This window comes from Rickettsiales endosymbiont of Stachyamoeba lipophora (genome assembly GCF_003932735.1).
Classification (GTDB): Bacteria; Pseudomonadota; Alphaproteobacteria; order Rickettsiales; family 33-17; genus RICK01.
The window spans coordinates 37,126-60,433 of the sequence record NZ_CP033611.1; the positions used below are offsets into that span (position 1 = coordinate 37,126).

The window sequence follows — 23,308 nt, forward strand, 5'->3', positions numbered from 1 at the left end:
TATAGTACTTTCCTTAATTAAAAGCATTATCTGCTGCTTTATATTAATTAGCATGGCTTGATTATTAATTATCTCAATATTATAATGCGCGTTATTAATAATACATTAAGCAATAGCATTTTAACTAAGGATATTAAAAAATTATGCTCGATACAATCAAGCTACAAAAAATATTAAAAATTATTAACAATACAAACTCTACAGGAGAAGAATTTAAAGCGGCCACTAATAGCTTAACAAAAGAAGATTTAACCTCAGCAACCTTTAATCATACTAGTAGTGCCGCTAAAATATCTTTAATACAGTTTTTGTTAATTAATCACAAAGATGAATTTATCAATATTTTATTATCAAAACGTAGAAATAAATTTGATTACTCTTCTCTTAAGGATCAAGGGTTAGCAGAGCTGATGATAACCAATAATAAGTCCTACTTTAAAGATTCCATTAAGGGCTCTGTATTTTATCAGCAGATTTTGAAACATTTAATTGAAACTGGTAAATTTAAAGAAGCGGATGACTTCTGGAATGCACAGAGTGGCGGCGTTATTATTGATAATATAAGCACATTTGCTAATAATACCAATGGTAATCAAATACTTACATGGCTAATAAACCAACATTGTATACATTTAAAACATAGAAATTTTTATGAATTAGTGCTAAACTGCACAGATCAACCTAGATTAGAGCTAATATTTAACGCTTTAATTAGCAGAACGCCAGCCATACAAGCAACCTCTCTAGAACCAAATTTAGAAATCATATATAACTTATTAAATTATACTATCCTCTACTCAGATCAAAATACTGTTTTAATAAATGTTATTACTAAATATTTACCTGATATTATAAACAAAGTAAGAGTTCTGAAACATGGAGTTAATACTAGCATTATTCATATCATTTTAAAAAATAATGATGTTGCCTTAATGAAATTTGTCTCGAAATCATACTCTGATTTACGTAGCGTTCAATTTTCAGAGCACAAAAATTTTCTTCATTTAAGCTTTGCTAAAGGTACAACAGAATTAAATAAATGGGCAATTAAAGAATATGCTGACTTAGCCACAACCATAAATGATAAAGGGCAAACTATAGCTCATATAGCAGCTGAGAGTGCAACCATCCTTTATGATAATCGTGAAAATGCATTTAGTAATTTACAACTTATTAAAATCGCAAATCCTCAATTATTGAAAATTACAGATAAAAAAGAAAACACTGCTGTAGATTATATAGTAAAGCACTTACTAACACAACTACGGCCAGCAAATAAGAGGAATGCAAAAGGAATTAATTCGTCACTACCAACTATAGAAGAATACTTAAAAGCACTTGATGACCTAGATGATAATATACTTTTTTATCAAGTGGCAGGAACAACTCTTGGTAATAAGGTATTTAGCTTGCTTGATGATAACGATGCTACATCAGTGCTGCAAGCAGCTCCAAAGAGTTTGGCAAAATTCCAAGCATCATACACCCATTTTAAGGCAAGAAACGTTGATCAACCTAGCGCAGAGGCAATAACAGCTATCCAGAAACAAGCTCCGCAACCTGCTTCAGTAATATCACCACTTTATATTCAACAATCTTTAGGTATATTTAAAGGGTTATTATCAGAAATTCCTAAAATAATATGTGTTTTATCTCAAGATAGACTTTCTTTATCTTCTCAAGCAAAACAGTTTAATGTAAATAATCAAAATTATGAGAACATTTTACAATACTTCATAGGCATTACACATTTCTCTAATAATTTACCTTCACTATGCCTTAACCATAATACTCTCCAGGAACCATATAGCGATATAACAACATCACTAAATTTACTTACAAAAGTAGTAAAAAATACGGAACGCTTACGAAATGCGTTAGATAATCACCACAAAATTTTTGGTTCTTTGTCATCTTCAAACAACACTGTAATAGTATCATCATCCGCCTTAGTTTCTATAGAAGATCATCAGATACAGATCATTGATCAAATATACAATAAACTACTTTTAAATCTTCAGTCATTACTTGCTCATTCAAAAGTTATAGTTGACACTATTAATGTTTCAGTATCACCAACCTTAAACAGCGGATCATTATCAAAGAAACATAGCCGTGATGAGGCCTCTAATCAAGAAATGGCCATACTTAAAAAAGAAATTACACAATTAAAAAATGAAATAGCACAAGCAAGAGTACAAGCTATTAGATCTAATGCTGAGATTGCAGCCTATCAAGAAATTATAAATAACTTAGAAGAAAGATCTGCTAAAAAAGCAAGATTCACCGAAGTGGAGAGCGGAGCAGCAGCTAGTTTTACAAGCAAGGTATCATCCGCAAGTGTAAATTACACGATCGATAATCAAGCATCATCTTCTCAAGCTTATTCTTCACTATATACTGATAATCCTCCATGTTTTTCTACTGCTGTGCCTGTAGCTCATAATATTGGTGCTGCTGCAGCTATAATTGATCCTACTGCGTGGTATAATAATTGCACCGCAGGATATTATTCAAGCATAAATTCAAATTATAGTGCGCACCACTTACAGCAACAATCACCCCTAGCGGCAAATACTATACAAGCAGTAGATCCAAGCTGGATTGATAGAATTAGCAGATGTACAACAAGCGGCGCTTCCTCAAGCTTTGATACGCAACTACATTCAACAAATTATTGGCAACAGCGTGAAAATAAAAAAGAAAATAAAGGCAATTATATAGGCTAAAAAAATATGAATTGAACTTGTTGTATGAAATCAAGTAAGAAATAAACTATCAAATTGGTAACGTTCCGAATAAAAAGAAAAGAGCGTTACCATGAATAAGCATTAGAGACCTTCTATAAAAAATCAGAAGAACAGCATCTTTAGAAAAAAGCCAACCATAGGACCAAAGAATATTTAGGCTTATTTGAACCCATACAGATAAATTTTGATAATAGATCTTAAAAACTTAATATGGCCTATCAAGTTTTAAGAATATACGGAAAGAATACTGCCATGTATAACCATCAAATAAATAGATAGTGAAATTAAAATGGACTTGCACTAATCTAAATTTAGCAATTAGGTATTCATAAAATTATTTCTTAAGCTAAGTTTTAAAAAAAATAAATGTTTAACATAAAAGAGGACCTAGGTCCTCTTTTATGTTAAACATTATCTAAACTAATTAAGGTCTTGAGAAACTTATCCCGTCTGTACCCTTTTTGCTTAGAAGCTTATCTTCTTTTTCCTCAGTTCTACGCTGTAAAAGTTCAGCCGCAGGTTTGGGCACATTATTAATACCAGTATTATCTGATAAGGATGGAACATTCTCATTATTAGGAGAAGGAACTGCACCTATTAATATTCTTAAATAAGCAATACCTTCTGAAAATGATGCTTTTATCTCATTCCAAATATTAATATCATCTAAATCATCTAACGCGCCAAAAAAAGGTAAAGAACGGCGTTTACGCGATTGGATATTAGCATGAGCATTCCCAGGATCTTCTGCTTTACTACCAGCTGGTGCTGATGCTAGGCCGCTGGTTAGCTTTTGTAGTTCTAACAGTTCTTCTCCTACACCAAGCTGTTTATCCATACTACTTCTATGGTTATAGTGATTAAAATCTGAAAAATCTAAACTTTTGACACTAGATGAACCAGGAGATTGCATAGCATGATGGCCAAAAGGTATGCTATATTCTCTACTGCTTACTCTCCCGGCATTCTCTTGCTCTGTAGTTTCATGATTGGTATTAAAAGGGGAATCAGCTATTCCTTTACCTCTACTACTAACCTTACCCACCTTACTAACATCATCGTTCTTACGGCTAGTATCAATCGTCAAATCAGTTCTTCGTGGAGAAGCTGGGCTACCGCGTCGACTCCATGAAGCAAATTGTGTACTATTTATCTTTGTATTACCATTTGGAGATTCTGAGCTACCAGGTTCTAATTCAATACTAAATGAAATTGTACTAGCTTTTGTACGTTCTTGCGTTATGGACTCATTATTTGTGGCCACTTCTTTGTTTGCTTGCTTATCGCCAGCTTTGATTAGAGAAAAAGTATTAGCTTTTGTTGCCATTTTAACCCCTTAAACTACTATTAATTTGTTAATTCTTATAGCATTACTATTTAGCAACTTTTGTATAAAATTAAATATAATATTAACTTTAAATTAATCTTATTTAATATTATAATATAAAATTACTAAATAATAATAAATTTATATATATATAATTTTTTCAAATCAATAGATAAATGACTGAAATATAAAAAAAATTAAACAAAGTAACTTATTTATAATAATTAGTTGGAGTATATATAGCTAAAAAGCTAGAGACTTAGGGGGTGGAAGGTAATTTTATTTTGAGGTTAATTTTTGAAGTTACAGCTAGATTTTTAAGATAAATAATAGTCATCTATACTAAAAAACCTATATAGCGACCTACATACCTCTTGATAGGATTGTCAGTTATCAAGCTATCTTCTTGCTAAAACTTTTAAGATATTTAGCTGAAAGTGAGTAAAGATATTTTATGAGAATAATTGCCTGGTTTATACAAATATCTTGATACTTATGGTAAAAATACCAGAAGACAGCTTCTTGACGCAAGAAAGTTTTATCTCAACCTAAGGTGAAAAATAAAAAAGAGCCTAAATTAATTCACTTAGACTCTTTTTGGAAATAAAAATTCTAAAATTTTTAAAATCTATAAACAATTTTTATACTGCAGGATATATTCCCGGGACGTTTACGCCATTGCTTCTCGCTAAGCTTTCTACATGATGAGGTTGTTGCTGTTCAGCATTATTGGTAGCTCCTGAAGGCCCATTTTGTGATTTTGCCGCAGCAACAATTGGTGCGTTTAACTTATTAAGTTTCTCAGTTATAAATTGTATATTCTCAGCTTGATTATAACAAAAATCTTTACCACGCTTTCCAAAATAATCCTCCATCTTCTTAGCATGCTCATGCAAATTAGGAATTAACTTACATAAACCATAAATAACTAAAAGACTGCCGCTAATATAAAGGGAGTTCTTTAAAATTTCCATTGTAGACTTTAATAAAGCAACTACGATAGTTTTTATAAAAGTAAAACCAATACCTATAATTAACGAAACCACCCCTACCCCTATAATTTTATGAGCTTCCGAAGCTCTCTCAGCAGGGAATAACTTTTCTTTCATTGTACCAACAAATCCACTTACAGATTCTTTAGCAGTAGAAAGTTTATTTTTAATTCTATCCATTATTGCCATTATGTTACCTTATTGGAATTAATAATTAAGTTAAATATAAGCAAAATATATTTAAATATATAACACAAATACAATACATTGTTAACATTCACAAGATCATTTATCTTATAAATTTATATTTAATAAATTTAATTTAAATATTTGAAGTAGCAAATTACACTTTTAACTTAATTTAGCAGCTAAATCTTTTAGAGTCCCTACTTTATGAAAATAATCAAATTGATTTTTAAACCAGGTTACTTGCCTTTTTGCATAGTTCCTCATTAACTGGGTAACCTTATCTACCATTTCTTCTTTGGATAATTGATTTAAAAGATATAAATTAATTTCGCCTATACCGATTCCTCTACGGTTAATTGATTTCGGTAATAATTCACCAAAGTTCCTCATAAGTACTTCTGTTTCCTCAATTACCCCATCTTTCATCATTTCAACGAACCTATGATTAATCTTATGATATAATTCCTCACGATTAAGCCGCAACTCAAAATTAACAAACTGCTCAGGCGCAAAATATTTAATCTTTTCTAGCTGCTGAAAATAGCTTAAAGGCTTTCCGGTTTGTAAATAAACTTCATAATTCCTAGTTATACGTTGAGTGTCCGTAGCGGTAATTTTTTGCAACGAAATAGGATCAATCATACTTAATAACCTATGGGTTTCTTTTAAGCCTTTTTGATTAATATATATATAAGCCTCGTCTTTAGTTTGCTGATCAATATCAGGAATGTTAGCAATTCCTTGAAGGAGCGAATTTAGATACATACCGCTTCCACCAACTAAAATAGGCACTTGTTTTGTCTCAATAAGTTGATTAATTTTTGCTACAACTTCTTTTAGCCAAATCCCTACAGAATAATCTTGCGTTACATTTTTATGCCCATAAAGCAAATGAGGTGCAGCAATAAAATCTGAATTTTTAGGTTGCGCGGTAATAATAGGGATTTCTTTATAAACCTGCTGAGCATCCGCATTTATAATCACCCCGTTGGTAATATATTCGCTTATCAAATCAATAGCCAGCTGAGATTTACCAGATGCTGTTGCACCAGTCAGCACAATAATATTATTTTCCTTTAAAAGCATAAGTACTTTAGCAATGAATTTAAAACTTTTCTACCCTTTTGAGTAGACTTAAAACCATCATTAAAACTTATTATCAGCCCCTCATCATTTAATTTCTCTAGTTTTGGTATTATCTCTTTATAAGTTATATTAAACCTTTCTAAGGCAGAATATTCAATTTTTTCATCAATTCTAAGCCTCATCATTAGTATTTCAATTAATAATTCTGTTGGCTCAATTAAAGTTTGGGACTGAATACCGTTATTCTTTTCACTGACACTTTTTAACCAATTTTCAGGTTGATGTTGCATTATTATCCCAGACATCTTATGATCAAGCATAACCCTTGAATGTGCACCCGGCCCTATACCTAAATACTCATTATATCGCCAATAATTTAGATTATGTTCACATTTAAATCCAGATTTAGCATAATTAGAAATTTCATAATTATAGAGTTCTTTTTTTTCACATAACTCTTCTGATAACAAATATAGATTATCCTTTAACTCTTCTTCAGGCATTACAAACTCGCCATTCTTATGTTGAGTATAAAATTTAGTACCCTTTTCAATGGTTAGCTGGTATAGAGAAAGATGCTTAGTATTAAAAGATAGAGCCAACTTTAATTCTTTTTCCCATTTTTCTAAAGTTTGCCCAGGTCGAGCATAAATTAAATCAAAATTAAAATTATTAAAAATTTGTGCAGCACTCTCAATTGCTTTTATAGCCTCTTTAGATGAATGCTCCCTACCTAAAAATTTTAAATCAGCATCATTTAAAGCTTGTACTCCAAGCGACACTCTATTGATCCCTGCTTTTTTAAATTCACTAAACTTTGCGGCTTCATAAGAAGTAGGATTAGCCTCAAGAGTAATCTCAAGCTTCATAGCAGTTTTGAATGTTTTTTTAATATATGCGATCAAGCTCTCAACTAGTAATGGACTCATTAAAGATGGCGTACCACCCCCAAAAAATATTGAAGTTATAACCTTATCTTTTAAATATTTTTTAAAATAATTTAACTCTTTTATATAAGCTTTGCCCCATTCCTCAAACTTATAGTCTGAGGCTACGTGGCTGTTAAAGTCACAATAAGGGCACTTAGCTTTACAAAATGGCCAATGTATATATAGCGCTATATTATCCATAAATTTGTCTGAGCTTTAATAACAATTCTTTGAATGCTTGAGTACGGTGATTAATTTGGTTAATTACTTCAGCTGAAAGCTCAGCTAAAGTTTGAGTGAATCCATCAGGTATAAAAATAGGAGTATAACCAAAGCCATTACTTCCTTTTGCCGGGAAAGCAATTCGTCCTGCCAGCTCTCCACTAGCTGTGATTATTAGGTTATCTGCTGGATTGTAAAAACTTAGTACCGTTATAAAGCGCGCTTTAAACGGTGGAGTAACATTTTTTAATAGCTCCTCTAGCTGTGTAAAAGTATTTTTATACCCTCCGTAACTCTCAGCAAATCTTTTAGAATTTAATCCAGGAATGTTTTCTAGAGCTTCTATTTCTATTCCCGAATCATCACCAATGGCTGGTAAATTATAATAGTGGGCAAAAAACTTAGCTTTGATTAATGCATTTTCTTCATAAGTTTTACCATTTTCCTCTGGCTCTTCAGTAATTTCAGGAAATTTCAAGGTAAAATCAACATTAAGCATTTGGCCCAAATACTCAAATTCTTTGATTTTACCTTGGTTTTGAGTAGCAATTATAACTTGCTTTAAATTCTTCATGATTTACTAATTGCGCTTCTTTGGATTTTAATAAGCTCTTTAATTCCTTTCTCAGCAGTAACAAGCATCTGATCAAGCTGTTCTTTGGTAAAGCTGCTCTCTTCTCCTATAGCCTGAACTTCAACTATGCTCCCGTGCCCTGTCATAATAAAATTAGCATCCACATCAGCTTCACTATCTTCTTCATAATCTATATCTAATAATACTTTGTGATCAATTATTCCACATGATACTGCGGCCACTTCAGTCATAATAGGATTTTTTGAAATTTTATGTTCAGCAAGTAATCTTTTAATAGCCAGACTCAATGCTACGAAACCACCGGTAATTGCTGCAGTTCTAGTACCACCATCAGCTTGCAGCACATCACAATCTATAATAATTTGCCTTTCACCAAGCATTTCCAAATCTACTGCAGCTCTCAAAGCCCGTGCAATAAGCCTTTGGATTTCCTGAGTTCTACCTGAAATTTTACCTAAATTGATATCTCTTTTCATTCTTCTATGGGTAGCACGAGGCAACATAGAATATTCAGCAGTAATCCAACCAGATCCTTTTCCCCTTAGAAAAGCCGGAACACTCTCATCTACACTGGCACAGCATAATACATGAGTATTACCAAACATAATTAAACATGAACCTTCAGCATGCAGCGATACATGAGGTTGTATTGTTACTGGCCTTAATTCTTCTCTATTTCTTCCCGAATGTCTCATTCTATTTCCTTTTTATAAATTTACACTTGAAATTTCGCTTGCCACAACACATATAATATCATTACAAAACTAACAATAACTATTTGGTAGAAATATGACTAAAGATGATATCCAGCAAGAAAATCACCCTAATAATGAAAAGAGAGAAACTTCTTCAACCCATCAGGATGAAGCAAATCCAGCTAATCCTTTTCAATCTCAAATATTAGAAGAATTAAAAAATGCTCAAGAAGAAGTAAAAAATTATAAAGAGCAATTATTGCGTATCGCTGCAGAAATGGAAAACTTACGAAAAAGAACCGAAAAAGAGAAAGAAGAAAGCAACAAATTTGCAGTGACTAAATTTGCAAAAGATATGATTGATGTGGCTGAAAATCTAAGGCTTGCATTAGCATCTGTTACAGATGAACATCTACAAAATGAAATTGTTAAAGCTATTTATAGCGGTGTAGAAATGACTAACAAAAGCTTACTTACAGTTTTTAACAAGCATCATATCTCTACTATCGTTCCACAGAAAGGTGATGAATTTGATCATAATTTACATCAAGCTGTTGCTCAACATCCTGATGAAGAAGTTGAATCAGGAAAAATTTCTCAACTTTTACAAAGCGGATATATGCTTCATGACAGGCTGATTAAACCAGCAATAGTGATAACTGCCCAGTAACAATCAACTATTGATAACCTATATATATTATTAATATATATACCATCTTGAAATATATTAAAATATTATATTTGCTAAGAAGGTTTGTTTCATGCTATGATTTATTAGTAAATTTTTATAATTATACTGTTATGAAACTTAAAATCTTCTTAGCTTATTTAATGATACATTTGTTATATGCTAATTTATCATCCGCCCAAAATAGTTACGAAATTTATAATGACGTAGATAATAATTATGATGCTCTAGTAATCCATGACCCGTTTGAGAAATTCAATCGTAAAATTCATAACTTCAACAAAGCTTTTGATAAAACCTTGCTTGCTCCTATAACGAACATTTATGACCGCACTATTCCCGTATATGCTCGAAAGTCACTTAATAATGCCCTTACTAATCTAAGAGAACCTATATATTTTGTTAATCATTCTATTCAATTTAGTTTCCACGAGGCATTACAAACTTTTTGGAGATTTTTCTTTAATTCCACTTTAGGAATTGCAGGAATGCATGATTTTGCAGGAACTTATTTAGACCTACCTGCTATACCTAATGATTTTGAATATAGCCTATCTAAATTATGCATAGCACATGGACCTTACATTGTATTACCACTTTTTGGCGGTAGTAGTGTTCGCGGAGGAGTTGGTAAAGCTGTAGATACTTTTGCCGATCCTGTAAATTACCTTAAAGATAATTCAGACTGGCTTTACGCTAAAGGAGCGCTTACATTAGTTAACTTTAGAAGCACTCATGGTTATTTATTTGAAGATTTAACTAATTTATCTGTAGATGATTATGCTATGGTTAAAAGTATATATTCTCAAAAGATCTTAAATAGAGCTAATAAAATAAAATATTGTAATAAAAAAAGGGTGAAATAAATGTCAAAAATAATTTTAGCGGCATTAATGTTACTAAGCTTCAATGCTTTTGCTACCCCTAGCAAGCAAGAGGCAAAAGATTTTATAAATAATATTTCACATGATGCTATTAGCATTATTCAAAATACTCAGCTTAATGATAGCCAAAAACAGGAAAAACTAAGCCATATGTTTATTAATATTATTGATATTGGATGGATTTCTAAATTTGTTTTAGGAGCAAACTTTAAACAAGTTAGCCCAGATGAATTTCAGCAATTTACAAAGGCTTACCAGCATTTTCTTATAAATAGATATGTACCTAAATTTAAACAATATAACCGCGATGAAATTAAGATTTTAGATATAGAACAAATTGATCAAAATAGATTTAAAGTATCTACTATTATAGACCGCAAGCAAGAATCAGACGTTAAAGTAGATTACATGATTAAGTACTATGATAACACCATAAAATTTAAAATTTTTGATATTATAGCTGAAGATATTAGCATGATAGCGACGCATCGTACTGAATTTAACTCCCTATTTAATCAGCAGGGATTTTCAGGATTATTTTCGGCTATTAATAAATAACATAATCAAGTAACATTCATTTACTCATATTTGCTTATAACCCACAGCATTTCAATAAGTGGATAGAAAAGTATTGAGCGTATAGCATAAAATAAACAAGCATGTTTAAGCAACGCAGTTCCAACAAATTTGGAAATGGCAACTTCTTGAATATCACCAAATTATCATACTGCCAAAAACGTAAAGGCTATTAATCTTCTTTACGTTTTTTTATATCTATGGGATATAAGTAAACAAATAATGCAATTATTATTTGATAATAACAAACTTATAACTAATATGAAACATAATTACAAAGCAATATATGTGGTAACAACATGGATAATACATTAACATTTTTAGACAATGCCATAATTGTTCTTTACTTGGCCGCAACGCTGATAATCGGCATTGTCAGTGGTAAAAATGTTAAAACTATTAAAGATTATGCGATTGGTGATTATAAATTTTCCACCTCATTTTTAGTGGCTACAGTTTGTGCTACTTGGCTGGATAGCGGTTCTACCTTTGGGATAACTGAAAAGATTTATAAATACGGGATTGTTTATCTTATCATCTTCTTAAGTGAATCCATTAAAATGATCAGTATAACTTTTATTGCCCCAAATTTAGAAAAGTTTCGTGGTATGCTTTCGGTAGGGGAAATTATGGGCAGTTTATATGGTAAGCCAGGCAGAATTATCTGCGGTATTGCTGCTACATTATTTTGTTTAGGATTGGTTGGTGCTCAAATAAACGCTATCGGCTATATATTTAATAAATTTTTGGGGATGGACACCTTAACTGGTATTTTAATTGGTTGCGGAATAGTAATTATATATTCAACCTTTGGAGGAATAAAATCAGTCACCTATACTGATGCAATGCACATGGGCTGTTTTGCTATCGCAGTACCAATTATAATTATATGTTATATCATGATAGGTAAAATTGGTAGTTATAATTACCTTTTAGCGATGACTCCTGCAAGTCATCTTCAATTGTTTCCTAATACCGGCACTCCTATAGAATTTATTTTCATATTTTTATTATTTGCTATCCCCTTTCTTGATCCTGCGTTAGTACAACGAATTTTAATGGCTAAAGATAAAAATCAAATTGCTACTACATTTAAAATCACTGCTGCTGTAATTATTCCTTTTTATATTTTAGCTGCTACTACAGCGCTTTCCATTTTTGTATTACATCCTAACCTTGATCCAAGCTCAGCTTTGCCTTTTGCCGTTAAAAATTATTTACCTTCAGGCATTAAGGGATTAGCTATTACTGGTTTAATAGCAGTAGTAATGTCTAGTGCTGATTCATTTTTAAACACCTCAGCTATTAGCGTAGTGCATGATTTAATTAACCCTCTACGTAGTGAACCTTTAACTTCGCAACAAGAATTACTAACAACAAAAATAGCTACCTTGGTTATTGGCCTGCTGTCGATTTTAGTAGCAGTAAAATTTAATAGCGTAATAGATATTATTATGAAATTTCAAAATACCTGGGGGCCGGTAATTGTAGTACCGCTCTTTGCTGGTATCTTTAGGATTAAAGCAAGCTCACGCTCTTTTATCCATGCGGTTATTGCAGGACTCTCAGTAGTAATAATCTGGATGTATTTTGGTCTGGAAGCAAAATTAGGGTTTGATAGTCCTATTCCAGGATTAATTGCTAATGGTATAACCTTTTTTATATCAAACTATTACTACAAAAGAACATCTTTTAGCACTTGGATTATAAATCAAGATATATAAGCAATTATCTTATGAATATAAGATAAAATATATTTGCTTTAACAATGAACCCGCCTATAATACAAAAAAATAAATAAACTTAAGTTTTTAAATTATTTAGCAAAATATGCCAATAATTTTTTGAACTATCACCAATGGTATAATTGATTATTTACGTGTACTGACATGTTATATTATAAATAGATCTATATGTATTTGAGAATACCTGGAGCTATGTATAGTATAGTAAGACTTTTGGCTATACAATCCTAGAAATAACTTAAATAAAATAAATATATTGCTCGCATAATCTTTATTAAAAAATACAATATTGCTATACACGCTGAGTGTTTATTATTTTACTTTTTCGTTACACTTAGCTTTTTATATTATTGTTAGAACTACATTTAATGTTTATCTTGTTACTTAATAAATATAACTATTTGTAATTTAACAAATAAACAACTCTGATTATACGCTATCACAACTTCGAGTTGTAAAGATTTAGTTATTAAATTAAAAAAATTATGAATATTGTTAACATTTTCTTTACTTTTGCTTTTTATTATACTATTTTGCCAATAGATCAAATTAATTGAAGAAGATAATAGCAAACTAGCATGCAAAATATTGATAAGACCATTGGTCAAAATATTAGAATACTAAGAAACAAATCGGGCTTCAGTCAGGAAGAATTAGGAAAAAGATGCGGAGTCACTTTCCAACAAATTCAAAAATATGAAAAAGGATTAAATAAAGTTAGTGCCTCCAGGCTTTTAATGCTGGCAGAGATATTAAATTGTAAATTTGAAGATTTCTTTATTGAAGAAGAAGATAGGCTAATTGAAATATCTTCACTCTATGCAAGTGAAGATCAAGCTAAATTTAATACTAATATTATAGATCCTTTAGACACATCTAAAGAAGAGTATATAGAAAAAATTATTAAATTACTTAGAAGCGTCAATGATCATAAAAAAATCAAAAAAATTTATAATATCATACATGCTTTTATTAATTAACTTAAATAACCTAGCTTTTTAGCTATTGTGAGATTATGAAAGTTAAGCCTATATAATAACTTAACTTTAAAATTAGAAAAAAATCTTTTTATATATACTAAATTTTGAAATCACTCTATTAATTATACACATAAAATAATTACTGTGATAATGCAATAAGCTTAATATATATAAACTATAATGAAAATGGGACTATTCTATATGTCCCATTTTTTCTATTTTGGTATCCATATATTTTTGAGAAATATTATTTAATTCCACATGATGCTTAACGATTTCTGTGACATCAATCCCATAATTTTTAAATTCTGCAATTTTGCTCGGATTGTTGGTTAGCAGCTTAATTTTACTTATTCCAAGTAGCTCAAGCATCTTAGACGCTGGCCATAAAACTCTTGCATCATCAGGAAAACCTAAAGCTAAATTAGCATCCATAGTATCAAGCCCTTGGGCTTGCAGGTTATAGGCCCGTAGCTTGTTCACTAATCCAATTCCCCTACCTTCTTGAATTAAATAAATTAGAATTCCGCCCTCTTCATTGCTTGCCATCAAATTAAGTGCTTTATGAAATTGGTCATGACAGTCGCAGCTAAGCGAACTAAGTAAATCACCAGTATAACAAGATGAGTGCAGGCGTACTACAGGAGTTTTGCCTAAATGACCTACTATAATTGCATAATGCTCTTTTAATCCAAAATTATCTCTAAAGGCTATTAACTCTACCTTTTTGTCAATAATTTTTAGATTTAACCATGCTTTAGAAACGATTTGAAACCCGTTAAATGCATGTGACTGCGATTCAGTTGTGATATATTCTTCAAAATGATTAAAATTATAGCATATTCTAGAGTCTTGCGGCTTAAATAAAATTATAGCAGGTATAATTTCTGCATTGATTAACAGATTTAATATCGCATTAAACTCTTGAGTTATTTCTATATTATAGCTCAGTAAATTAAATTTTAAGTTATCAATCCCTACTAGTTTATGTATTTCATTAAAATCTAAAGAGCTTTTATCTATTTGCACATTATCTATAGTTTCCACACCTAAATATTTAGCACGATCCTTACTAATAATCAGCTTAGTGTCTGTAGCATTGCTTTTAAAAAGATTAAATTCATTCTCACTAATATTCTCAACTGCTAAGCTTAGCCAGTTTTGGCCTTGGTGATTTACTACTATAGGGATGCCAGATTTAACATCATTTATAATTTGAGTAAGTTTTATAGCACTAATTTGGCTTAAGGTAATCATCGCTCCCTCGTATAGTTGTTACCATATTATATTCATAATAACTTGAATATCTTCTGAAAAGATAATCTAGTAAAGATGCAACAATCTTGCAACTTTATTACCCCTCTAGGACAAATTTATTGTTTTTATTAATTGAAATTTAAGACTTAAATGCATATGATAAAAAGCGCATTGTGGATAACTTGTGGATAACTTTGTTGATAAGAGTGTAGATAAATGAATATATATTGTATAGCAGATAAAAGCTTAGCAGCTCAAGCAGAATATGAGCTATTAAAAAAAACTTATCCACAATTGATTTTTGAAAAACCTAGTACTGACGAAGAAGCTATATTAATAGTACTCGGTGGCGATGGCTATATGCTTTATAATCTTCATCGTTATATGCATAAACCTTATAAATTTTATGGGATGAATTGCGGCACAGTAGGTTTTCTGTTAAATAAGTTTTTAGTAGAAAATTTAATAGAAAGAATAAAGCACGCTGAAACAAGCATTATCAATCCTCTTACCATGATAGTAGAAACTACCAACAATCAATTACATGAATTACTAGCTATCAACGAAGCTTCTTTATTTAGGCATACCCACCAAGCAGCCCATTTAAAGCTTTCTATTAACAATCAAATTAAAATGGATGAGTTAGTGGCGGATGGCATATTAGTGGCAACTCCTGCAGGCAGCAGTGCTTATAATGCATCTGCTGGCGGACCTATTATCCCTCTTAATGCTCCATTGCTAGCATTAACTCCTTTAAATTCCTATAAGCCCCGCCGTTGGGGAGGTGCGCTTATTCCTGATACTGTTAAAATTCAGTTAGAAGTACTCTATTCTGATAAAAGACCGGTAATTGCCACTGCTGATTTCCAACAAATTGAAAAAGTTAAATCAGCTAAAATTTATCAAAACAATAAACTTAAACTTAAATTATTATTTGATCCAGGTCATAGCCTAGAAGAACGCATTATTAATGAACAATTTTTAATATAATTCCTACCTCTTATAGCTATTAAGCACCATACATAACCTGACTAATCACTAGCTAGATAATAGCTTACGATCAATTAAATATATTTATTACTAATTTATTTGTTTGAAAAATGTTAACATTACCAATATGTTAAATCATAAATACATACTAAACATAGGTATCATATGTCTTCAAGTACAAGCGTTAATGAATCATTATCCACTAATCTAAATAAAATTTGTGACTTTATTAGAAATAATAAAGGAGATTTAATTGAAATCTTAAATTTAATTAAAACCCTTCCAGAACAAGATTTAATTCAAGCCATTACCTGGCCTAACAACTCTCAAAATCCTAGTTTACTTCATTATTTAGTTTCCCCAGAAGACCAACTAACCTCTAATGTAAAGCAGCATAAATTAGAGCTAATTACTGCAATATTAGCAAATGAACATGCACATGCTGCAATCAATCAAAAATTTATACCTGATAGTTATACACAACAATTGGAAGAAAATGAGATTGATGAAGATACATTAGTAATAGCAGACGATGACGACATAATAGAAGCCCAGCAACATGGAGATAATTTAAGCACTCAAAGTATAATATTACGGTCCATAAACTCAGGTGACCCAGCCACCATAGCTTTATTACTTTTAAATCCTAAAATTTTGCAACAAGCTGATTTTAGTAAAACTCCTATTACTTTTAAAGCTGGCACTGATCGATTAACCCAACTCTTTTTTATCAACTTAGAAGTAGCTATACTTGATTTAACTCAAATCATTTTAGCTACAAAAATTGATTTATATTACTATAAAGATTATTTTAACCTCACCCATAACGTAAACCTTATATCATCCAAAATTGTAACCAATCAAGGATATACAAAACATAAGATAATTATTGATGAAAATATTATCACCGCATTATCAAAGCAAATTGATGATGCTTTACAGAATAATAATACCGACCAAACCGACCAAGCTGTTATATATTTTAATATTATGGCTAAGTTCATAGCTCATTATCCAGTGGATTATAATTTAAATTTCAAAACTGGAGAGGATAATCAGTGTAAGCCTGTTACCATAACAGTTAAAGAAAAACTTAAGGATAGTATTAAACATCTATCTAACAGTATTTTGAAAAAAAAAGGATTCGGATTAGCTTTGCCATCAATATTAAACATAGCAAATGAATATAAAATTCTTTCTTTTGCTGAGTTGAAATTAACTGACCAAGCTCTCCAAATAATGGCTAACCAGCTTGCCTTACTTATAGGTGCTCACGAAAGCACTAACAGACCTCTTGGTCAGCATACATTTTTTAGTTTGAGTATTATGCGAAAATTATGCAAGGCATATGGTAAGACCTTTGAGAGCTTAATTGACCCCAATATTGGTAAAAACAATCCAGCAATATTAAAATTCTATTTTCCGCAATTACAACTTACTGTAGATCAATCTGTGACCAACCTTACGAGGACAAAAGCGTCACTAGAATCCATTAATCAGCATTTTTTACAATTTCAACAAAATGATTTAAGCAACCATGAAGATTTAGCAAATTTAATATTAAATGGCGCTGATTTTGCTCAAATACCGGATATAGCTATTATGCATATTTTATTACAATCTAAGGCAAACTATAGCCTAATTAGATCATTGCTTCGTTGCGGGTTGGATCCTAATGCTCAAGATCATGAGGGTAATACAGCATTACACATAGCTGTAACTACAAATAATATAGAAGCTGCATTACTATTAACAATATACAAAGCTAATGCTAACCAACATAATGCTCAAAGAAATACCCCCTTATTACAAGCTATCATAACGGGCAATGAAGATATTTTTAATCTATTATTAACTGAAGGTGGTGGTAATATATATGAAACAGAAGAACATGGATGCAATGCTTTGATGCTAGCAACAATACATAGTAGAATTAATATCATACAAACTATACTAGCATCCTGCCCTGCTGGCTACCCTGCTATTAAAGGTCCACACGGCCAAACCGCCTTATCTATTATGCAAAACATAATACCACCAAATACAGAAAAAGTACAACTAAAGCAGCGAATAATTAACCTACTTATTGAGAACCCTGGCCAAGAACCTACCGAAATGCCAACCGAGCCACAGAAACTTACTGATGTACCTCCATTAGGTATAGCTAAGTTAATTAAACCAACTCCAGTTGTAGCCCAGCCCCATGATAACTTAGTACTTCTAGATTTAAATCAGCTAAAATCTATGATAACAACCTTGAAACGTCATTTAACTCCTGAGCAGCTACTTCCTATTGGAGCTGTTAAAATTTTAGAACCTAGTTCAAAAATTCCTGCCGGATCTTTACCGAATAGGCAAAAAATTGTTTGCATCCCATCAAAGCTTTTACAGTTATATCAATCTCTCACTACACAAACTTCAACATTACAAGCCGCTAGCCGCTCCTCCACTTTAGGCGTTACACCAAGCACTTGGTCAAAAGTAGCGGTAGCAGAAGCAGCTCCACAACAAAAACCTCAAAAGCGGCTAACCAAGAGGGCTCGCAGTAAAGATGCCGGTATTCTTTCATTTGCAGCGCGTTTTAACACCCCTAACAATTTGTCAGTGGCACCCTCCCCCATTTTAGGTATTATATCAAGCACTCAAAGCGAATGGATAGCAAATGATACGCAACAAATAGCTAGAGCAAAAACCCTACAAGAAAGGTCTCAAGAGCGGACAACCAAGAGAGCTCGCGGTAAAAATGGCGCTGCTCTTTCCTTTGCAGTAGAGTTGAATTCTAATAATTCCCCGGTTGCACCCTCCTCTTGCTCTCCTGAACAAAATGAGCAAAATTATAGTGTATTGCAAAAAAAGAGGAGGCATTCTGAAATGACTTCCCTAAGTAGACGTGCCAAGGAAGATCAACAAAGTGAGCAACTCTCAAGAAATTAGAAGTATAGGATAATTAAAATCCAGGTTATTTAAATACGACCTGGATTTTACCTTTGCTTTATACTATTATTCATCCACTTTAATATAAAATCCATAGTATTTATATAATTCATGATGCCCTTAAATAATAACATTTCGATTATTATTAACGACCTTAAAAAATATGATTATTGTTTTATAACAAGCTGGTTTTTTAATGGCGTAAAAGATTATGATTTATTGTTCATCTGGGCAGTATTTAATGAGTTTTCTCAAGTTAATATTAAAGCTCAAGAAGAATTGCTGAGAATATTAAGGTTAAAATGGTGGCACGATCAGCTAGAAAAAACCCTTAATAGCACTAATCCCACCCATCATAATAACACTCCATTATTATTACTAGCTAGAGAAGTTAAAAACAAAGATAAATGCCTAAAAATTATCAAATCAATATGCAGGCTTTATGAGTTATTAGCTGCAGCAGAAATAGAATTAATCGAGTTTGAAAGGCAATTAGATGAAAGCTTTACATTAACAGCATCTTTATTTAGCATCAATGTTACTTGCAAAGATATTATTCAAAATTACTGGCTAACTTTACATGCTGATAGGCTAAGCAGCTACCTAGAGATTAAGAATATTACCATAACATCTTTAATTCAAGATTCCCTTTTGCAATATAGTAATTTACTACCAAACGAAGGTTTTGCTAAATATTATCTAGCTACTATCTGTTATCATTTAAATTATATAGCCAAGAATAGTCTTACTATACCAGCTTTTAATATCAAATTAAGAATACTTTTAGCAGCTTGCAAACAAAAACTTAGATAGTATCAAAACTTTAGATTTTTAATTATAATAGGCTATAAGTTACATTACGAAATTTTCACCTAAATAAACTTTACGCACTGTTTCATCTTCAATAATTTCATTGGCTTGACCATGTTTTAAGATTACACCATCATATACAATGTAAGCTCTATCAACTATATCTAAAGTTTCACGCACATTATGATCGGTAATTAATACACCTATTCCTGCTTTTTTTAGCATAAAAATTAGATTTCTTAAATCTCCTACAGCAACCGGATCTACCCCTGCAAATGGCTCATCAAGTAAAATAAAACTTGGGTTAGCCGCCAAAGCTCGTGCAATTTCCAACCTTCTCCTTTCACCGCCGGAAAGGCTAGTGGCAAGTACTGAAGCTAAGTGCTTCAGCTTAAATTCATCTAAAATAGATTTAAGTTTAAATTTACGCTCAGATTCAGATTTTTCAGTGATCTCTAATACAGCTCTAATATTTTCTTCAACAGTAAGGCCCCTAAAAATTGAGGATTCTTGTGGCAAATATCCCAGTCCTAATCTTGAGCGTTGATACATAGCAAGCTCAGTTACATTATAATTTCCAATATAAACTTCACCCTGATCAGCTTTAATGAGTCCTGCAATAATATAAAAGCAAGTAGTTTTCCCTGCACCATTTGGACCTAACAATCCTACCACTTCCCCAGGAGCAAGCTCTAGATTTATATTCTCTAAAATTTTACGGTTACCATAATATTTTTGTAAGCCCTTTGCTGATAAAATACCCACTTTTATTCCTTTTTATCTTGCTTTTTAGGGGTAAATATAACCCTTACTCTTTTATTAGTCTCTTCAGATTTATTTGAAACAATGTTAGTTTTACCACTTGTAATATCGTGGGATAGTTTATCACCATATAATATATTTTGATCCTGAATTAACTTAACATTATCAAATAAGTACAATAAATCTTTTTCAATATCATATTCACCACGATCTGCATAAGCTTCCTTTTGCTCAGCAAACATTTTAACATTTCCAAAGGTTTCGATCTTACTGATTTTTTGTTCAAAACCTCTTTGTGCTTGAGAGCTATCTTTATTTTTATCTTGGGCAGTATAATGTACTACCATTTTATCTGCTACAATTTTAATATTCTCTTGTTCTGCAATAACATTACCTTTAAAAGTGCCTATATTTTTCTCTTGATCAATATCTAAGCTATCTGCAGCAATATTAATTGGTTCTTCAGATTTCATTTTAGGTGCAACATCAGAAGCCGGCAGCGCTTCTGCCCAGCAACCAAAAGAAATCAAACAAAAAATTATTAAAATATATTTTGAAAAATTCATGATCTCTTCCAAATTTTCATTTTCACCGGTCCTTTAAAAGAAATGTTTTTACCATTATTGGTAATTACAAATCCATTTTGGGCGGTCAGGTAAGAACTTTCCGTTTTAACTTCTACAAATTTATTGGAGAAAATAAGTGAATTTTTGATATCTAAATCAGCTGATTCGGTACTAACTGATGAACCATCATTAGTAACTACCCGTACGTGGCCTGATAAATATATTTTATCTTCCTTGGAATTATATATTCCTTGATCAGAGCTCGCTGTTATCTTTTTTTGATCATTAATATCTAGAGCTGCGTTAACATTATCTAATTTAAGATTATCTTCATCAATTTTTACCGCCTCTACGGCACTAATATTAAACGGACGCTTTTTACTATCTAAGGTGGTATAAAAAGGATTAATTACTTTTTGAGTAATGGTTTCTTCTTTATTAAAAGCTACAGTCTTTAAAACCAGCTTGTTCTTAGCATTACTAATCATTAATATAGCTACGGTTATAGTTACTGACAATAAAAGCAGCAAACTAATTGTTTTAACCAATTTAGCATTTTGATTTAACATCACCCTAACAATCTACAAAAATTTAACTTTATAGGTACTATAACAATTAATTAGTTTTTTGTAAAATATCATGAATATGAATTAATCCAATAATTTTTTTCTCTTTAACAACAAATGCATTAGTAATTTTATATTGGGTAAATTTTACTAAAACTTCTGCAATTTCATCTTCTTGGAGTACAGTTTTGGGTAAAGGTGTCATAACCTCTTGAGCGGTAAGCTGCAGCAAATTACCTGCCATATGCCTTCTAATATCACCATCTGTGATCATACCCAAAAATTCATCATTTTGATTAACCACTCCCGCACAGCCAAATCTTTTACTGGTAATCTCCAGCAAAACTTGGTCCATTTGCTGATTATAGCGTACGATCGGCAATTCTTGGCCTCGATGCATTAAATCTTTTACTTTGAGCATCAATATACCAATATTACCTCCAGGATGTAAGCGTTTATACTCTTCTCTGCTAAAAGATTTATTTTCAAATACAGCAAAAATAATTATATCAAGCAAAATTGAAATAGTATTAGTAGAAACAAACGGAGCTGGAAAATTAGTAATATCAGTAATTTTAGGAATTTTTATTACTAGATCAGATTTACTGCCTACAATAGAATCTTCGCAAGAAGCAACACCAATTATCGGGCAGTTAATATTTTTAGCATATTCTAAAACTGATTTTAATTCAAAGCTATTCCCTGAATATGACACAGCAATCAATAAGTCATTAGAGGATATCATTCCTAGATCACCATGGCTTGCTTCTGCAGGATGAAGATAAAAAGCAGGACTTCCCATCGAAGCACAACTTGCTGCTGCTCTTTTAGCAACATGGCCACTTTTACCAATTCCGGAAAATATTATCTTCCCCTCTACAGCTAAAATTGCTTTAGCTACTTTTTCTAATATAAAAGGATCAATAATGCTTTTTATCTGATTAATTGCTATTATGTTCGCTTCGCACACATGATTGATAATTTGTGCAAAATCAAGCTTAGTCATATTTTAGCCTTACTTGTATTTATTAATGTGCAAAAATATCTTCTTCCCAGCCTTGCAAATCTAATTCAGCTCTAAAAGGTAAGAACTTAAAGCAAGCCTCTGCTAATTCGCTTCTACCTTCTCTTGCTAGCATATGCTCAAGCTTTTTCTTAATCTCATGGAGGTAAAGAACATCACTTGCAGCATAATCAAGCTGTTCCTTAGTGAGATTAGGATGACCCCAGTCGGTAGTTTGTTGTGCTTTAGAAATGGTTGTACCGGTCAGTTCACGGCATAATTCTTTAAGACCATGTAGATCAGTATAAGTTCTAGCGAGCTTGGAAGCTATTTTTGTACAAAATACAGGATTTAAAGTTATCCCTAAATATTTTCTAATAATTGCCACATCAAATCTAGCAAAATGCAGTATTTTAAGTTTAGTTGGATCGGCAAGCAACTTTTTTAGATTAGGACAATCATAAGTTTTATCAGTAAATTGTACTAAATGCGCTTGTCCATTGCCGCTTGATAGCTGGATTACACATAGTCTATCGCGGTGATTTCTTAAACCCATTGCTTCTGTATCAATAGCAATTTGATCGCCCAAATCAAGGAAGGATGGAATATCATTTTTATGGAGAACTACTTTCACTTGAAACTTACCTTTATAGATGGTGCCCGGAAGAAGACTCGAACTTCCAAGACCTGTTACGGTCACTAGTACCTGAAACTAGCGCGTCTACCAATTCCGCCATCCGGGCAATGTTACTTAAACTACCT

At 31.7% G+C, this 23,308-nt stretch carries 21 protein-coding genes and 1 tRNA gene; 9 read left to right on the forward strand and 13 right to left on the reverse strand.

Annotated elements, in window-relative coordinates:
* Window positions 1-143 precede the first annotated feature (143 nt).
* On the forward strand, window positions 144-2,729 hold the full coding sequence (locus EF513_RS00145) for a hypothetical protein (RefSeq protein ID WP_125215395.1): 2,586 nt from the start codon (window positions 144-146) through the stop codon (window positions 2,727-2,729).
* A 445-nt stretch (window positions 2,730-3,174) separates the two neighbouring features.
* Here the strand turns inward: EF513_RS00145 and EF513_RS00150 are convergent, their stop codons facing one another.
* The 6 genes from EF513_RS00150 to rph form a co-directional block, all read right to left on the reverse strand.
* Entirely contained in the window at window positions 3,175-4,077 is a 903-nt protein-coding gene (locus tag EF513_RS00150; RefSeq protein WP_125215396.1) for a hypothetical protein, read from the reverse strand.
* A 641-nt stretch (window positions 4,078-4,718) separates the two neighbouring features.
* A complete protein-coding gene (locus EF513_RS00155; protein ID WP_125215397.1) occupies window positions 4,719-5,258 on the reverse strand; it encodes a hypothetical protein in 540 nt (179 codons plus the stop codon).
* Between the two features lie 162 nt (window positions 5,259-5,420).
* Window positions 5,421-6,344, reverse strand: coding sequence for a tRNA (adenosine(37)-N6)-dimethylallyltransferase MiaA (miaA, locus tag EF513_RS00160; protein WP_125215398.1), 924 nt, complete (start codon window positions 6,342-6,344; stop codon window positions 5,421-5,423).
* Window positions 6,335-7,474: a radical SAM family heme chaperone HemW gene (hemW, locus tag EF513_RS00165; RefSeq protein WP_125215399.1), complete on the reverse strand. Its 1,140-nt coding sequence runs from the start codon at window positions 7,472-7,474 to the stop codon at window positions 6,335-6,337. The genes miaA and hemW overlap by 10 nt, the downstream gene beginning before the upstream one ends.
* Complete coding sequence (locus tag EF513_RS00170) at window positions 7,467-8,069, reverse strand: non-canonical purine NTP pyrophosphatase (RefSeq protein ID WP_125215400.1); 603 nt, start codon at window positions 8,067-8,069, stop codon at window positions 7,467-7,469. The genes hemW and EF513_RS00170 overlap by 8 nt, the downstream gene beginning before the upstream one ends.
* The gene (rph, locus tag EF513_RS00175; RefSeq protein ID WP_125215401.1) at window positions 8,066-8,785 is read right to left on the reverse strand and encodes a ribonuclease PH; all 720 of its coding nucleotides are present in this window, start codon (window positions 8,783-8,785) and stop codon (window positions 8,066-8,068) included. Before rph ends, EF513_RS00170 begins: the two co-directional genes overlap by 4 nt.
* A gap of 94 nt (window positions 8,786-8,879) precedes the next feature.
* Between rph and EF513_RS00180 the strand changes: the two genes are divergently transcribed.
* The 5 genes from EF513_RS00180 to EF513_RS00200 all read left to right on the forward strand — a co-directional run bounded on the left by EF513_RS00180 (window position 8,880) and on the right by EF513_RS00200 (window position 13,658).
* The gene (locus EF513_RS00180) at window positions 8,880-9,455 is read left to right on the forward strand and encodes a nucleotide exchange factor GrpE (protein WP_125215402.1); all 576 of its coding nucleotides are present in this window, start codon (window positions 8,880-8,882) and stop codon (window positions 9,453-9,455) included.
* 161 nt (window positions 9,456-9,616) lie between these two features.
* Window positions 9,617-10,339 (forward strand): MlaA family lipoprotein, encoded by a 723-nt coding sequence (locus EF513_RS00185; RefSeq protein WP_164503772.1) that lies wholly within the window; start codon window positions 9,617-9,619, stop codon window positions 10,337-10,339.
* Window positions 10,340-10,915: an MlaC/ttg2D family ABC transporter substrate-binding protein gene (locus EF513_RS00190; protein ID WP_125215404.1), complete on the forward strand. Its 576-nt coding sequence runs from the start codon at window positions 10,340-10,342 to the stop codon at window positions 10,913-10,915.
* A 317-nt stretch (window positions 10,916-11,232) separates the two neighbouring features.
* Window positions 11,233-12,657, forward strand: coding sequence for a sodium:solute symporter family protein (locus EF513_RS00195; RefSeq protein ID WP_125215405.1), 1,425 nt, complete (start codon window positions 11,233-11,235; stop codon window positions 12,655-12,657).
* A 599-nt stretch (window positions 12,658-13,256) separates the two neighbouring features.
* Window positions 13,257-13,658 (forward strand): helix-turn-helix domain-containing protein, encoded by a 402-nt coding sequence (locus tag EF513_RS00200; protein ID WP_125215406.1) that lies wholly within the window; start codon window positions 13,257-13,259, stop codon window positions 13,656-13,658.
* A gap of 192 nt (window positions 13,659-13,850) precedes the next feature.
* On the opposite strand, the gene EF513_RS00205 is transcribed toward EF513_RS00200, so the two are convergent.
* Window positions 13,851-14,915, reverse strand: a complete 1,065-nt coding sequence (locus EF513_RS00205; RefSeq protein ID WP_125215407.1) for a GTP cyclohydrolase II — start codon at window positions 14,913-14,915, stop codon at window positions 13,851-13,853.
* Between the two features lie 216 nt (window positions 14,916-15,131).
* On the opposite strand from EF513_RS00205, the gene EF513_RS00210 reads away from it, so the two are divergent.
* From EF513_RS00210 to EF513_RS00220, 3 genes are all read left to right on the forward strand, one after another.
* On the forward strand, window positions 15,132-15,905 hold the full coding sequence (locus tag EF513_RS00210) for an NAD kinase (RefSeq protein WP_125215408.1): 774 nt from the start codon (window positions 15,132-15,134) through the stop codon (window positions 15,903-15,905).
* Between the two features lie 165 nt (window positions 15,906-16,070).
* Window positions 16,071-18,839 (forward strand): ankyrin repeat domain-containing protein, encoded by a 2,769-nt coding sequence (locus tag EF513_RS00215; RefSeq protein ID WP_125215409.1) that lies wholly within the window; start codon window positions 16,071-16,073, stop codon window positions 18,837-18,839.
* 111 nt (window positions 18,840-18,950) lie between these two features.
* Window positions 18,951-19,652, forward strand: coding sequence for a hypothetical protein (locus EF513_RS00220; protein ID WP_125215410.1), 702 nt, complete (start codon window positions 18,951-18,953; stop codon window positions 19,650-19,652).
* Between the two features lie 39 nt (window positions 19,653-19,691).
* On the opposite strand, the gene lptB is transcribed toward EF513_RS00220, so the two are convergent.
* From lptB to EF513_RS00250, 6 genes are all read right to left on the reverse strand, one after another.
* Window positions 19,692-20,414 carry an LPS export ABC transporter ATP-binding protein gene (gene lptB / locus EF513_RS00225; RefSeq protein WP_241208585.1) on the reverse strand — a complete coding sequence of 241 codons (723 nt, stop codon included), beginning with the start codon at window positions 20,412-20,414 and terminating at the stop codon, window positions 19,692-19,694.
* 2 nt (window positions 20,415-20,416) lie between these two features.
* The gene (gene lptA, locus EF513_RS00230; RefSeq protein ID WP_125215412.1) at window positions 20,417-20,977 is read right to left on the reverse strand and encodes a lipopolysaccharide transport periplasmic protein LptA; all 561 of its coding nucleotides are present in this window, start codon (window positions 20,975-20,977) and stop codon (window positions 20,417-20,419) included.
* On the reverse strand, window positions 20,974-21,546 hold the full coding sequence (gene lptC / locus EF513_RS00235; protein ID WP_125215413.1) for an LPS export ABC transporter periplasmic protein LptC: 573 nt from the start codon (window positions 21,544-21,546) through the stop codon (window positions 20,974-20,976). The genes lptA and lptC overlap by 4 nt, the downstream gene beginning before the upstream one ends.
* A gap of 46 nt (window positions 21,547-21,592) precedes the next feature.
* Window positions 21,593-22,549, reverse strand: a complete 957-nt coding sequence (locus EF513_RS00240; RefSeq protein ID WP_125215414.1) for a KpsF/GutQ family sugar-phosphate isomerase — start codon at window positions 22,547-22,549, stop codon at window positions 21,593-21,595.
* A gap of 22 nt (window positions 22,550-22,571) precedes the next feature.
* Window positions 22,572-23,180: a ribonuclease D gene (locus EF513_RS00245; protein WP_125215415.1), complete on the reverse strand. Its 609-nt coding sequence runs from the start codon at window positions 23,178-23,180 to the stop codon at window positions 22,572-22,574.
* 20 nt (window positions 23,181-23,200) lie between these two features.
* A tRNA-Leu gene (locus tag EF513_RS00250) sits at window positions 23,201-23,289 on the reverse strand.
* Window positions 23,290-23,308: the final 19 nt, after the last annotated feature.